General features: G+C 64.0%; 13 protein-coding genes. 9 read left to right on the top strand and 4 right to left on the bottom strand.

The genetic code is table 11. From position 1 onward, the window contains the following. The first annotated feature begins 43 nt into the window (after positions 1–43). The 4 genes from LRQ04_RS02390 (at position 44) to proC (ending at position 3,644) form a co-directional block, all read left to right on the top strand. Positions 44–478, top strand: a complete 435-nt coding sequence (locus LRQ04_RS02390) for an SseB family protein (protein WP_235517396.1) — start codon at positions 44–46, stop codon at positions 476–478. A 77-nt stretch (positions 479–555) separates the two neighbouring features. Beyond that, entirely contained in the window at positions 556–1,671 is a 1,116-nt protein-coding gene (locus LRQ04_RS02385) for a Ppx/GppA phosphatase family protein (protein WP_235517395.1), read from the top strand. A 1-nt stretch (position 1,672) separates the two neighbouring features. Then, positions 1,673–2,506: a sugar phosphate isomerase/epimerase gene (locus tag LRQ04_RS02380; protein ID WP_235517394.1), complete on the top strand. Its 834-nt coding sequence runs from the start codon at positions 1,673–1,675 to the stop codon at positions 2,504–2,506. 307 nt (positions 2,507–2,813) lie between these two features. After that, positions 2,814–3,644: a pyrroline-5-carboxylate reductase gene (gene proC, locus LRQ04_RS02375; RefSeq protein WP_235517393.1), complete on the top strand. Its 831-nt coding sequence runs from the start codon at positions 2,814–2,816 to the stop codon at positions 3,642–3,644. Positions 3,645–3,647: 3 nt separating this feature from the next. Here proC and LRQ04_RS02370 read toward each other — a convergent pair whose 3' ends face one another. Together LRQ04_RS02370 and LRQ04_RS02365 are read right to left on the bottom strand one after the other, a co-directional pair. After that, the gene (locus tag LRQ04_RS02370) at positions 3,648–4,286 is read right to left on the bottom strand and encodes a TrkA family potassium uptake protein (protein ID WP_011775951.1); all 639 of its coding nucleotides are present in this window, start codon (positions 4,284–4,286) and stop codon (positions 3,648–3,650) included. A gap of 40 nt (positions 4,287–4,326) precedes the next feature. Continuing rightward, the gene (locus tag LRQ04_RS02365; RefSeq protein WP_235517392.1) at positions 4,327–5,760 is read right to left on the bottom strand and encodes a TrkH family potassium uptake protein; all 1,434 of its coding nucleotides are present in this window, start codon (positions 5,758–5,760) and stop codon (positions 4,327–4,329) included. Positions 5,761–5,863: 103 nt separating this feature from the next. Here LRQ04_RS02365 and LRQ04_RS02360 point away from each other — a divergent pair, with 103 nt between their 5' ends. The 3 genes from LRQ04_RS02360 to gdhA all read left to right on the top strand — a co-directional run bounded on the left by LRQ04_RS02360 (position 5,864) and on the right by gdhA (position 9,275). Beyond that, positions 5,864–7,090, top strand: coding sequence for an acetoin utilization protein AcuC (locus LRQ04_RS02360; protein ID WP_235517391.1), 1,227 nt, complete (start codon positions 5,864–5,866; stop codon positions 7,088–7,090). Positions 7,091–7,196: 106 nt separating this feature from the next. After that, positions 7,197–7,730, top strand: coding sequence for a helix-turn-helix transcriptional regulator (locus LRQ04_RS02355; protein ID WP_235517390.1), 534 nt, complete (start codon positions 7,197–7,199; stop codon positions 7,728–7,730). A gap of 207 nt (positions 7,731–7,937) precedes the next feature. Further along, the gene (gene gdhA, locus LRQ04_RS02350; protein WP_235517389.1) at positions 7,938–9,275 is read left to right on the top strand and encodes an NADP-specific glutamate dehydrogenase; all 1,338 of its coding nucleotides are present in this window, start codon (positions 7,938–7,940) and stop codon (positions 9,273–9,275) included. Positions 9,276–9,295: 20 nt separating this feature from the next. Here the strand turns inward: gdhA and LRQ04_RS02345 are convergent, their stop codons facing one another. Further along, entirely contained in the window at positions 9,296–10,627 is a 1,332-nt protein-coding gene (locus tag LRQ04_RS02345; protein ID WP_305082596.1) for an alpha-hydroxy acid oxidase, read from the bottom strand. 78 nt (positions 10,628–10,705) lie between these two features. On the opposite strand from LRQ04_RS02345, the gene LRQ04_RS02340 reads away from it, so the two are divergent. Next, positions 10,706–11,404, top strand: coding sequence for a FadR/GntR family transcriptional regulator (locus LRQ04_RS02340; protein ID WP_235517388.1), 699 nt, complete (start codon positions 10,706–10,708; stop codon positions 11,402–11,404). Positions 11,405–11,445: 41 nt separating this feature from the next. Here the strand turns inward: LRQ04_RS02340 and LRQ04_RS02335 are convergent, their stop codons facing one another. Next, a complete protein-coding gene (locus LRQ04_RS02335) occupies positions 11,446–12,477 on the bottom strand; it encodes a LacI family DNA-binding transcriptional regulator (RefSeq protein WP_235517387.1) in 1,032 nt (343 codons plus the stop codon). A gap of 179 nt (positions 12,478–12,656) precedes the next feature. On the opposite strand from LRQ04_RS02335, the gene LRQ04_RS02330 reads away from it, so the two are divergent. After that, positions 12,657–14,069, top strand: coding sequence for a Gfo/Idh/MocA family protein (locus tag LRQ04_RS02330; RefSeq protein ID WP_235517386.1), 1,413 nt, complete (start codon positions 12,657–12,659; stop codon positions 14,067–14,069). The last annotated feature ends 19 nt before the right edge of the window (positions 14,070–14,088 follow it).

The raw sequence follows: 14,088 nt of genomic DNA, 5'->3' as shown, positions 1-14,088 counted from the left end.
TGAGCGAATTGCGTCCCGGCCGGCATCGTGGTCGAGTAGAACCATGACTGAACAGACCGTTTCCCCGGACAACGAACCCTTGAACGACCTTGAGGCGAAGCTCGCCATGGCCGAACAACCGGACGCTAACCCGGTGGACGTCATCCTCGCCTTCCTGAACAACGAGGTTTACCTCGTCAGCTCGGAAGCCGTGGACGGCCCTGATTCCTCGGTGGAGCCACTGGTGCTGTCCAACGCTGACGGCCAGCCCGTCCTGGCGGTGTTCAGCCACCCCAGCCGCGTCGACGAACGCTTCCTTGAAGCAGCCCCGCACGTCCTGGGCACCATGGGTTCAGCCATTCTCGGCAACATCGGTGATGAGCTGGGCATGGTCATCAACCCTGGCAGCGAGTTTGGCTTCGAAATCGATCCGGAAGGCATCGCGAACATCCGCCGCGACTTCAAGCGCGCTGATGAAGCCGGCGAGCCCACCGAATAGCGGCCAACCAGATCCCCGAATGCGAAACGACGTCCACAAATTGCTTTGCGGCCTTCGAATCGGGGAATAATGGCAGAATGCGTCTTGGCGTTCTCGACATCGGGTCCAACACCGTCCATCTCCTGCTGGTGGATGCTCATCCCGGCGCGCGCCCGGTAGCTTTCGCTTCCCATAAGCGCCCCCTGTCATTGGTGCAATACCTCGACGGCGACGGAAACATCACCGATGCCGGACAGCATGAGCTCATTGAGTTCGTGTTGGAGGCCTGGGAGTTCGCCGCCACGCACAAGGCCGAGGACCTCCTGGCCTTCTGTACCTCCGCCATCCGCGAGGCCACGAACGGTCCGGAGGTCCTGGCAAGGGTCAAACACGAGACCACCGTGACCCTGCAGGAACTCACGGGCAGCGAGGAAGCGTCCATGACGTTCTTCGCTGTTCGCCGCTGGTACGGTTGGGGCGCTGGGCCCATCCTGGACCTGGACATCGGCGGCGGTTCGTTTGAAATGGCATATGGAACAGACGAGCTCCCTGAATTCGCCACGTCCGTCCCTTTGGGCGCCAGCCGCCTGACGCGCGATTGGCTCCATGACGATCCCCCCACGGCCAAGAGCGTCAAGGAGCTGCGGCGCTATATCCGTTCCACGTTGAAACCGGTGGTCCGTCAATTCGACGACCTCGGGCGGGCCAACCTGGTGGCCGGCACGTCCAAGACGTTCCGTTCACTGGCACGGATCGCGGGAGCAGCGCCCAGCGCGGCCGGCCCCTATGTGAAACGCGAACTGCATGCGGCTGATCTGGGGCTGTGGGCGCAACGCATTTCGGCCATGACGGTGGAGGACAGGCTGTACCTTCCCGGAGTATCGGACGCCCGGGCACCCCAGTTGTTGGCCGGCGCCCTGGTTGCAGAGGCGGCCTTGGAGCTCTTTGAGTTCCCCAGCATGGTGATCTGCCCCTGGGCCCTGCGCGAAGGCCTGATCCTTCGCCGCCTGGACCAGCTGGTGTTCGAGGACGCCCTGGATCCTGCGCCGCACGTGGGCAAGCGCAAGAAGGACAAATCCAAGAAGAAGTCCAAAGAAAGTGGCAAGACCACGGACATTGACGAGCCTCACCCGGTCAAGGAATTCCCGGTCCCGGTAAACACACCATCCCCATCACCCATCCCAGCCCCTGTGGCAGGCGGGCTGGCCTCCTGAGATGAGTAACGACGTCGAACCTGAAGTGAATGACCGCCAGATCCCGGTGGCGCTGTCCAGTGCGTCCGTTTATCCGCTGAGCGTCCACGACGCCTTTGCCGTGGCCCAGGATCTGGGGTACGAGGGCGTGGAGGTGATGGTTACCAACAACGCGGTGAGCCAGAACCCCGACGCCCTCATCCAGCTGAGCCACCGTTATCACCAGAAGATCGTTTCCATCCACGCACCCACCCTGTTGTTGACGCAGCAGGTCTGGGGTTCGGCGTGGAGCAAGATCGAGAAATCGTGCCAGATGGCAGCGGAGGTTGATTGCGACACCGTGGTGGTCCACCCGCCTTTCCGCTGGCAGTCCAATTACGCGGAGAACTTCGTTGAGGGCGTCCGGGAAATGGCCGAAACGTACCAGGTGCGGATCGCCGTGGAGAACATGTACCCATGGCGGGTGCGCGGCCGTGAAGCTGTGGCGTACCTGCCGCACTGGGACCCGCTGGGCCAGGATTACGACGACGTCACGTGGGACTTCTCGCATGCTGCCACTGCCGGGGCCAACAGTCTGGAAGCCATCAAGGCACTGGGAAGCAAGCTGCGCCACGTGCACCTGACCGATGGGTCGGGCTCCGGGAAGGACGAACACCTGGTGCCGGGCATGGGCACGCAGCAGTGCGCGGATTCGCTGCAGTATTTGGCGGCTTCCGGATTCGACGGCGTGGTGGTGGCCGAGATTTCCACCCGTAAAGCAAAGGTAGCGGGGGAGCGCGAGGAGATGTTGGCCGAAACCCTGCGCTTCGCCCGCCAGCACCTCAGCGTTCCTCTGGTACGCAGCTCCGACCAGTAACGGCGTCGGGCTTTCCCGTTCTTGTTCGCCAGCCCCGCCGTACTACGGCCCGGCAGACGGACGAGGGCGGGATTCTGCTGCTTAAAAGCGAAAGCACCGGCGGCCGAATCGGGAAATGGGGGAAAACCCGCCCGGCCACCGGTGCTTGTGGCGGACATCCCCATGCCCGCCTCATCACTCGCACCCTCAATGAGGTAATAACTACGTTAGGCACCGAGCATGAGTGCTGCCTGCAATAACCTTGGGAGCAAGCTGGGAATGTTCAACCCGTTAGACCCCGTCGGATGCCAACTGCAATGATGGAGCAATGAGCAACCGAATCGCATTCCTTGGCTGTGGATCCATGAACGAGGCAATCCTGGGCGGTCTCCTGGCCGCGGGGGCGGACCCGTCCGACATTGTTGCCACTGTCCGCCGGGCGGAGCGCGCGGACGAGTTGGCCCAGCGCCATGGCGTCATGGCCATCGCCGGCGAAGAAGACCCGGATAACAACAAAGTGGCCACCAAAGGCGCCGGAATGGTCATTCTGGGCGTCAAACCGGTTGGCATCCTGGACCTTGCCCGCGAGATCAGCCCGGCACTGGCGAAGGACACCTTGGTGGTCAGCGTCGCTGCGGCTGTCTCCATTGCACAACTCGAAGCCGCCCTGCCTGAGGGGCAGCCGGTCATCCGCACGATGCCCAACACGCCTGCCAGGCTCGGCCGTGGCGTTGTCTCCGTATCGCCCGGGACGCACTGCACCCCGGAGCAACTGGAGCAGGCCAAGAAGGCCCTGGCCGGGGCCGGCACGGTGGTGGAAATCCCCGAAGAGCAGGTTGACGCGCTCTCGGCCATCAGCGGTTCCGGACCCGCCTACGCGTTCTACCTGGCGGAGGCCATGGCTGCAGCCGGCGTCGAGCTGGGCCTGGACCGGGAGCTGTCCGTCATGCTGGCCCGCGAAACAGTGGCCGGCGCCGGCTTCATGTTGGCTGAGCCGGGCGCGGACCCCACGCAGCTGAGGGTTGCTGTGACCAGCCCCAACGGCACCACCGAGCGGGCCATCATGGCTTTTGACGACGGCGGCATCCCCAAGATCATCGCCGACGGTGCCCGCGCCGCAGCAGCCCGGGCGGCAGAGATCACCAAGCAGCTCGGCTGATTCCTAGGGACGCGCGGCGAAGCGCTCCAGCAGGTCCACGTGTCCGGACACGATCAACATGTCGTGGCCGGACACTTTGGTTTCCGGCCGGGCATAGGTGAAGTCTTCGCCCGGGGTTTTGACGCCCACAATGGTCACGCCGTACTTGGAGCGGACCTTGGATTCTTCCAAGGTGAAGCCCACTGTTTCCTTGGGCGGGTACATCTTCACGATCGCGTAGTCGTCGTCGAACTCGATGAAGTCCAGCATGCGGCCGGACACCAGGTGGGCGGCGCGTACTCCGGCGTCGGCTTCGGGGTAGATCACGTGGTTGGCGCCGATCCGGGTCAGGATCTTGCCGTGTGAAGGTGTAATGGCCTTGACCCACAGGTGCTGAATGCCCAGGTCCACCAGGTTCACGGTGATCAACACCGAGGATTCAATGGACGTGCCCACACCCACTACGGCAGAGCTGAACTCCTGTGCGCCGAGTTGGCGCAGGGCATCGATGTTGGTGGCGTCGGCTTCGACCACATGCGTGAGCACGGGTGCCCATTTCTGGACGAGGGTCCTGTCGCGCTCGATCGCCAGGACTTCGCGGCCTTGCTTGACCAGTTGTTCGGCCGTAGCGGAACCGAACCGGCCCAAACCGATGACCAGCACTGGGGCGTTGTGGGCGGGGCGGTTGGCGGCCCCCGTTGTACTAGCCAATGATTGGCCTCTCTTCCGGGTAGTGGAACAACTGGCTGCGCTGGCGCAAGGCCAGCCCGGCGGCAAGGGTAACGGTGCCGACGCGTCCGGCGAACATCAGCGCCGTGAGGACGTAAACGCCCGACGGCGGCAGCTCGGCACTGAGGTTGGTGCTCAGTCCCACGGTGGCAAAGGCTGAGATGGATTCAAAAAGCACCCTGTCCAGCGAGGCACCGCTGATGGAGAGCAGCAGGAAGGCTGCCACGGATACCAGGGTTGCGCCTGCGACGATCACGGAGATGGCCACCCGCATGGTTCCTTGGGGAATGGTCCGGCCGTAGACCTTCACGTCGGCGTCGCCGCGGGCTTCGGCCATGATGGCGAGGAACATGACCGCAATGGTGGTCACCTTGATGCCGCCCGCGGTGGAAGCCGAGCCGCCGCCTGCGAACATGAGGGCATCGGTGAGGAGCATGGTGGTGGATTCCATGTGGTTCTGGTCCACCAGGTTGAAGCCACCGGAGCGGGTCATGACGGAGGCAAACAGCGAATGGGTGATCTTGTCGCCGAGGTTCATGTTGGCGATGGTCCGCACGTTGTCCCATTCCATGAGGCCCCAGAGAACTGTCCCGGCCGCCAGCAGGATGAAGGAGACCTGGATGGTCAGCTTGGTGTGGAGGTTCCACTTCTTCCAGTTGAGTCCGTTCTGCTGCAAAACCATCACCACGGGGAAGCCCAGGCTGCCAAGGAACACGCCCAGCATGAGGGGAATGAGGATCCAGAGGTCGGTCTCGTAGGGAACGATGCCGTCGGAGTGTGGCGTGAAACCGGCGTTGTTAAAGGAAGAAATCGAATAGAAGACGCCGTGCCAGACGGCTTGCCAGAAATCTTCGCCGAGCATGATGAAGCGCGGGATCAAGGCCAACGCCAGGGCTCCCTCAATGACCACGGACGTCACAATGACGATCCGGAGGAGGGTACCCACTTCACCGAGGCGGCCGGCGTTGTTCATGGCTTCCTGGGCAATGAGTTTGCCGCGCACGCCCAGCCGCTTGCTGACCATCAGGGCCAGGAGCGAGGCGAGGGTCAGGGTGCCCAAGCCACCAACGAAGATGCCAACCAGGATAACCAGCTGCCCAAAGAACGTCCAGTGGGCTGCGGTGGAAACCACGGTCAGCCCGGTGACGCAAACGCTGGACACCGCGGTGAACATGGCTTGGTGCAAGGGTGTGACAGTTCCGCTGGTCGAAGCGGCGGGCAGGGACAGCAAACCCGTGAAGACCAGGATCACCACCGCGAACACGGTCAGCGCCAGTCGGGCCGGTGAGGTGTTGGCAATGTTGTCGATGAAGTCGCGCACCCGGGTGAAGATCCACAGACCTTCCCGCTCCGGCTGGTTGGGTTGCCAGTTGGTCGGGCTGGTGGACCGCGACTGGCTTTGAGACATGGCGCTCTTCCTCGGTTGAAACAAGCTTTCCTGAGTAGTAAACCACTATTCCTGCGGCGTAACCGGGCGCTGGGCCCCGCCAGCCTCAGGTAGCCTGTTCTGGATGAACTCCGGGCTTGGAACAACTGCTTCCAGCATTACGCGCTCCGCACTGCCAACGACGGTGGTGTGGGACCCAGCCATGACCGCCTACAACTTCGGCCCCGGCCATCCCATGGCGCCGCAACGGCTCGAGCTGACGGCGCGGCTGGCGGGTTCCCTGGGGCTCTTCGACCACCAGCACGTGGCCGTCGAGGCACCCGCGGTGGCCACCGACGTCGAGCTTTACACCGTTCACAGCCGCGAGTATGTGGACGCTGTACGCCGCGTCTCCGCGGACCCCACCCGCCCCGAGGAGAGCCGGGGCCTTGGCACCGAGGATGATCCCGCGTTTGCCGGTATGCATGAAGCCAGCGCGCGCCTTGCCGGCGGTTCCCTGCTGGCGGCGGACACCATCCTGTCCGGTCGCGCCGTTCGGGCCGTGAACTTCAGCGGCGGCATGCACCATGCGGCCCGGGAGCGGGCCAGCGGATTCTGTGTCTATAACGATGTCGCCATGGCTATCCAAAGATTGCTCGACGGCGGTGTGCAGCGGATCGTCAGCATCGACGTGGATGCGCATCACGGCGACGGGACGCAGAGCATCTTCTGGAATGATCCCCGGGTCATGACCATCTCGCTCCACGAAACCGGCCTGACACTTTTTCCCGGGACAGGATTCGCCAACGAGACCGGCGGCCCGGAGGCACCCGGAACGGCGGTCAATGTTGCCCTTCCCACATTCACCGGTGACGCTGCCTGGTTGCGGGCCTTCCACGCGGTGGTGCCCCAATTGGTGGGGGCGTTCAAACCCGAAGTGATCGTGAGCCAGCACGGCTGCGATTCGCACCGGGACGACCCCCTGACGCACCTTACCCTCAGCGTCGACGGACAGCGCGAGGCCGCATCCGCCGTCGGGAGCCTCGCTGCCCGCTACTGCGACAACCGCTGGATCGCCACCGGTGGAGGCGGCTACGACGTAACGGGTGTGGTGCCGAGGGCGTGGAGCCACCTGATCGGCATGGTGACCCAACGGCCGGTCCCGCTGAGCGCGCCCGTCCCCGAAGCATGGCGCACATACGTGAAGGAAACGTATGGAGTATGGGCGCCGGAGAAGATGGGCGACGACGTCGACGTGTGGTGGCGCTCGTGGGAGGTCGGCTACGACCCGGCCGATGATGTTGATCGGACGGTCATCGCCACCCGCAAGGAGATTTTCCCGTTGTACGGACTGGACCCCTGGTTCGATTGATCCCCGGCGGGGCAGCGCGCAGCGCCCGCGCGGCAACGCGTTTTGCAGGCCGCATCACAACGACATAGGGATGCCTTTTGGCGTATATGTCGCTAGTGTGGGAGACATGGTGACTGACGACGTATTTGCCGTCATAGCTGAGGCAACCAGGCGCGACATCCTGGTCTCCCTCCGCTCTGGGGATAAAGCTGTAGGCGAACTGGTGGAAGAACTGGCTGCAAGCCAGCCCACTATCTCCAAGCATTTGAAAGTGCTCCGCGAGGCGGACCTCGTCAGCATGCGCGCCCAGGGCCAGAAGCGGTTTTACGCCCTGAATCCCAAGCCGCTCGCCGGTGTGGTGAGTTGGCTGGAAACGTTCGACGTCGGACCCGCGGCTCCGGCCGCCGTCGCGCCTTCCACCGAGGTGGCCGCCGCTGCGCCGGACGTCGCCCCTGAAGAGGCCCCTACCCGTACGGACGCAGTCGGCCAGGCCGTAAAAGTCCATGCCAGTGCGACTCCGGTTTCCTTGGACCCGACGTCCGACGACACTGTTCCCCAGCAGATTGGCCGGACTGTCGGGCGGGCTGCGACGAAAGCCGCCGACCTCCTCGCCAATCTCCCGAACCTCCCCAACCTGCCAAAATTCGGGCGCAAACGGTAATAGGGCGCACGCCAGGGTGATTCCGCTCACATTGTGAGCCTCTGTTCACTTCAGGTTTCCTTGTGTTTTCAACGATTTTCTACAGTTGTGTTAACTCCTCCCTGAGGGTCATATACGCCCCGGATGGAGATCCCACCTCCTCGGGTGCAACTATGGGCGGGACTGATCGTCCCGCCGCTGGTCGGCGTACTGAGGATAGGAAGACGCATGGATTCAAGGCTCGAGGCTGTCCGGGACACCGTGTTGGCGCGGAACCCGGGGGAGAAGGAATTCCACCAGGCCGTCATTGAGGTCTTTGAAAGCCTCGGTCCTGTGCACGACCGTCATCCTGAGTTCCTTGAGGGCGCTGTCCTGGAGCGGTTGTGCGAGCCTGAGCGTCAGATCATCTTCCGCGTTCCGTGGACCGACGATGCCGGCCGCGTGCACGTGAACCGTGGCTTCCGGGTCGAGTTCAACTCCGCGCTGGGTCCCTACAAGGGCGGCCTCCGCTTCCACCCGTCCGTGTACTTGGGAATCGTCAAGTTCCTCGGCTTCGAGCAGATCTTCAAGAACGCACTCACCGGCATGCCGATCGGGGGAGGCAAGGGCGGCTCGGATTTCGATCCCCGTGGGCGTTCCAATGCTGAAATCATGCGCTTCTGCCAGTCCTTCATGACCGAGTTGTACCGCCACATCGGCGAATACACCGACGTTCCCGCCGGCGATATTGGTGTGGGCGGCAGAGAAATCGGCTACCTCTTCGGGCAGTACAAGCGCATCACCAACCGGTACGAATCCGGCGTGCTGACGGGCAAGGGCATCTCCTGGGGTGGCTCCCTTGTCCGGCCCGAAGCCACCGGCTACGGCACTGTGATCTTCGCCCAGAAGATGCTCAAGACCCGGGGACAGTCCTTCGATGGCCAGCGCGTTGTGGTCTCCGGTTCGGGCAACGTCGCGATCCACGCGATCGCCAAGGCACAATCCCTCGGTGCCACTGTGGTGGCCTGTTCCGACTCCGCCGGTTACATCGTGGACGAAGCCGGGATCGACGTCGCGCTGTTGAGCCAGATCAAGGAAGTCGAGCGCGGCCGCCTGACCGAATACGCCGCCCGCCGCCCCGGCTCCAACCACGTGGCCGGCGGTTCCGTGTGGGATGTTACCGGCACCGTTGCTTTGCCGTGCGCCACGCAGAACGAGCTCGACGGCGATGCTGCCGCCAAGCTGGTCAGCAACGGACTCATCGCGGTGGCTGAAGGCGCCAACATGCCCTCCACCCGCTCGGCCGTGTCGGTCTTCCAGGAGGCCGGGATCCTCTTCGGCCCGGGTAAGGCTGCCAACGCCGGTGGTGTGGCCACCTCTGCACTGGAAATGCAGCAGAACGCCAGCCGCGACTCGTGGTCCTTTGAGCACACTGAACAGCGCCTGACCGAGATCATGGTGGGCATCCACGACCGTTGCGCGGCAACGGCCGACGAATATGGTGCGCCCGGAAACTACCTGGTGGGCGCCAACATCGGCGGCTTCGTCAAGGTAGCCGACGCGATGCTGGCGCAGGGCCTGATCTAGCGCCCCCTGGTTGGGTGCGGCTAGCGCTGCAGCAGGCGGACGTGGTCCGGGTTCAGGTCGGCCACCTTGCTGACGCCCAGTAGTGCCATGGTGCGGGTCATGTCCTTTTCGAGGATCTGGATGGTGCGGTCCACGCCTTCGCGGCCTCCGGCCATGAGGCCGTAGAGGTAGGCGCGGCCAATCAGGGCGAAGTCCGCGCCCAAGGCCAGGGCTGCCACGATGTCTGCGCCACTCATGATGCCCGTGTCCAGGATGACCGCGGCCTGGCTGTTGTCGGCCTTCAGCGCCGACGTGACCTCCGGCAGCAGGTGGAAGGGGATCGGGGCGCGGTCCAGTTGGCGGCCGCCATGGTTGGACAGGATGATGCCGTCGGCGCCATGGTCAACCACGCGGCGGGCGTCTTCGACGGTTTGGATGCCCTTGACCACCAGCTTGCCCTTCCAGGTTTCCCGCAGCCAGTCGAGGTCCTCGTAGGTGAGGGTGGGGTCAAACATGGAGTTGATCAGGTCCGCCACCGTGCCCGTGTAACGGGAGAGCGAGGCAAACGTCAGGGGCTCGTGCGTGAGGAAGTTGAACCACCAGGCCGGACGGTAGGACGCGTCAAGAACGGTCTTGAGGGTCAATGCCGGCGGAATGGTCATGCCGTTGCGGACATCGCGCAGGCGGGCTCCGGCTACTGCGGTGTCCACGGTGACCATGAGGGTGTCGTTGCCGGCCTTCGCGGCCCGCTCAATGAGTTCCAGCGAGCGGTCGCGGTCCGTCCACAGGTACAACTGGAACCAGTTTCGGCCGTTCGGCGCAGCGGTGGCGACGTCTTCGATGGACGCGGTACCCATGGTGGACAGGGTGTAGGGAATGCCTGCGGCCTCGGCTGCCTGCGAGCCGGCGTATTCGCCTTCTGACTGCATCATGCGGGTAAAACCGGTGGGCGCGATGCCGAACGGGAGGCGCGATTCCTGGCCCAGGATGTCGGTGCGGAGATCGATCCTCGATACATCGCGCAGGATGCCCGGCCGGAACTCGATGTCCTGGAAGGCTTGGCGGGCCCTGCGCAGGGTGATTTCTTCTTCAGCCGCTCCGTCCGTGTAGTCGAAGGGTGCCTGCGGAGTGCGGCGCTTGGCGATTTCTCGCAGTTCCCAGATGGTGCTGGCGCGCTTGAGGCGCGCGGCTTTGCTGAACTCCGGCTTCTTGAACTGCATCAGCGGCGCCAGGTCGGACACCTTGGGGATGCGCCGCTTGAGGGCAGGCGGCTGCACGACGGCGGGCCGCGGCTGGGGTGGTCGGGTCACGTTTTCGTCGCTGCCGGCGTTGGCGGGGGCGGCCGTGAGCTTGGGATCCAGTGTCTCGGTCATGAGGTTCTCCCTTGAGAGTCTGTGGTCTAACCACACTGTAATCCATGTGGTTGGACCACATCAACTAGTATTTCGGATATGCGTACCCACGAGTTGGTCCTGCAGTGGATCGAGAAGCAGCTGTCTGACGGGGACCTCACCCTCGGAGGCCGGCTCCCGGGCGAGCGTGCCATGGCCGAGCAGCTCCAGGTTTCGCGGACATCCGTGCGGGAGGCCGTGAGGATCCTAGAGGCAATGGGGGTGGTCCGCGCCGGCGTGGGTTCGGGCAAGGATGCCGGGACGGTGGTGATCGCGGAGCCGGGGTCCGCCCTGGGCTCAACCCTCCGGCTGCATGTGGCCACCCGCCACCTTCCGGTGGCCGACATCGTGGAGACCCGCGTGCTGCTGGAATCCTGGGCGGCCGAACGGGCCCAGGTCGGCGTTCCCGCTTTGGAGGAAGCTGCCGCGCTGCTGGACCAAATGGATGAGGCCTCGGACATCGACACGTTCCTTGCACTCGACGCCCGGTTCCACGTGGCGCTAGCCCAGGCTGCGGGCAACTCGGTGGTCAGCGCCATGATGGCCTCGCTGAGGGGCGCAATCGAGAACTACGCAAGCACTTTGACGGAAAACCTGCCCGACTGGAACGCGACTTCCACCAGGCTTCGCGCCGAACATCGCGCCATCCTGAACGCCGTGAACAACAACGACGGCGGCACGGCAGCCCGGCTTGTGGCGGCCCACATCCAGGGCTTCTACAAAGAGGCCGGAGTGGGCAACAACCCCTCGCCGAAGTGACACTCAATGACAATGTTCGCGTCGAACATTGTCATTGAGTGTCAGCTCGCGGGCTTGAGGGCGGGCGCCGCGGTGCTCTTGCGGATCTCCACGCGGGGCGGGAACTCGTCCTGGGCCTGGGTGGCGGATTCTCCGGCCTGCTGGATCTGTTCGCGCATGCGCCGCCAGGCCAGGCTTCCCAGTTCGTTTATGGGCACCGCTGCCGTGGTCAGCGGGGGAGTGGTGTATTTGGCGAACGGGATGTCGTCGAAGCCGGTCACTGAAATGTCTTCGGGCACGCGCACTCCGCGTTCGTGGAGGCCGCTGAGCAGCCCCATGGCAACGAGGTCGTTAAAGGCCAAAATTCCCGTGGCGCCGCTGGCGATGATGGCTTCGGTGGACTCGTGGCCGGAATCGAAGTTGGAGCCGCCGTCGAGCATTTGCAGTTCTATGTCCGGGTGCCCGGTGCGGAACTGGTCAAGCCCTGCCAGGCGCTGGCGGTTTGAGGCGCTGTGCTCGGGGCCGGAGAGGAACGCCAGGCGTTGGTGGCCCAGGGAGACCAAATGCTGGGCCAATTCCTGGATCCCTTGGCCGTAGTCCACGCTCAAACTGGGCGTATTGGTGGCCACGGTGGTTCGGTTGATGAGTACCAGCGGATGCAGGGTGGGAGCGAGTTCCTCAAGTTCGGCATCCGACATTCGGGGTGCGCAGAGGACCACGCCGTCGCAGCGCCGCCGGGCCTCGCCGGCAAGGATCGCTTCCTCGCTGGTGACTTCGGAGGAGTCGGCGATGAGGACGCGATACCCGTCCTGCGCGGCTGCGATGCTGAGCCCGCGAAGGATGGCCTGGAATGTGGGGTTGGCCAGGTCCGGAACCACAATGCCGATGGTGTCAGTCTTGCCCAGCGCAAGGCTGCGGCCTACCGGGTTTGGTTGGTACTTCAGTTCGGCCGCGGCGGCCCGGACGCGCGCGGCGATTCCAGGGTCCACGGCAGCGTTACCGTTCATGACGCGTGACACGGTGGCGTGCGAGACGCCGGCCTTGTCCGCGACGTCGGCGATCCCGACGCGCCTGTTGGTGTTCCTGCGTGCCATGTGGCCCCTTCCCATTGGCCGCCTCCCGTTTGCTCCGTCGTTGGAGCAATGGTTGACGTGACCACCAGAGTCTTGATACAAAGCTTATAACGCTCTGAGAAAACGCTTTCTCATGATTCTTCCCATACGAAGCCGGGCCGTCAAGCGGTTCACTCCTGCTCTTTGAAAGGGGCATCCACATGGTCAACGTCGACTCAGCCGAGACCCAGACCGCACCTGGCGCAACTACAGTCCAGGACGAAAGCCCCCAGCGAACCCGGATTGCCCTCATCGGCACCGGAGGCCGCTCCGAGATGTACATCCGGGCCATCTACGGGCAGCACGCGGACGTCGCTGAACTTATTGCCCTATCCGACGTCAACCAGGGCCGCGTGCAGTTCTACCAGGACCTCATCAAGGAGCTCGGCGGCACAGAGCCAGTGGCTTCCTTCGAGCCCGGACAGCTCACCAGCTTCATCCAAGCCAACGGCATCGAGCGCGTCATCGTCACTACGCCCGACTACACCCACGCGGACTACATTGTGGAGGCACTCGAGGCGGGCGCCGACGTCGTGGTTGAAAAGCCCCTGACCATCGACGTCGAGGGTTGCCGCCGTATTACTGAGGCCGTGGCCAAGACCGGCCGCAACGTTGTGGTTACCTTCAACTACCGCTACTCGCCGCGCAACAGTGCGCTGAAGGAAGTCATCCAGAACGGCGTGATCGGCAAAGTCACCTCCATTGACTTCAGCTGGGTCCTGGACACGGTGCACGGCGCTGACTACTTCCGCCGCTGGCACCGCGAAAAGAAGAACTCCGGTGGCCTGCTCATCCACAAGGCCTCCCATCACTTCGACCTTGTTAACTGGTGGATCAACGATGTTCCGGAGCGCGTTTTTGCCTCCGGTGGCCTGCGCTTTTACGGCGACAAGAACGCAGCAGAGCGTGGCTTGGGAGCCCGTCCGGAGCGCGGCACCGTTGATGGCCTTGAGCACGATCCGTTCCGCCTGGACATGCGCGAGGACGAACGCCTGAAGGCTTTGTATTACGACAACGAGAAGTTCGACGGCTACCTCCGCGACCAGGACGTCTTCACCGAAGGCATCACCATTGAGGACAACCTCGCGCTGGTGGTGGACTACCAGGGCGGACCCACGCTGACCTACTCGCTGAACGCCCACAGCCCGTGGGAAGGCTACCGCGTCACCGTCAACGGCACCGAGGGCCGGGCTGAGCTTGAGGTGGTGGAACGCGCCGCCGTCGAATCCAGTACCGACAAGAAGACCGTGGTGGACCCGAGCGCCACACCGATCGAGGAAGAGGACGCTGTGCGCCGCAATGGCGAACGCCTGGTGGTCCAGCGCCATTGGGAAGCGGCCTACGAAGTCCCGATCATCAACGGCGAAGGAGGCCACGGCGGCGGCGACAACCTCCTGCTTTCGGACCTCTTCAACGGCCCCGGCGTTGATCCGTTGGGCCGCCCGTCCGGGTATATCGACGGACTCCGTTCCGTTTCGGTGGGCATCGCCGGCAACCAGTCCCTTGAGACCGACCTTCCCGTCCGCATCAGCGAACTTGGCCTCGGCGCCGACCTCAGCCGTAGCCAGGGCTGACCGGTTCACTACCCACGCA

Source organism: Paenarthrobacter sp. AR 02, from assembly GCF_021538675.1.
Taxonomy (GTDB): Bacteria; Actinomycetota; Actinomycetes; order Actinomycetales; family Micrococcaceae; genus Arthrobacter.
The sequence above is the reverse complement of the archived record's forward strand: the minus strand, read 5'-3'. Positions and strand labels throughout refer to the sequence as shown.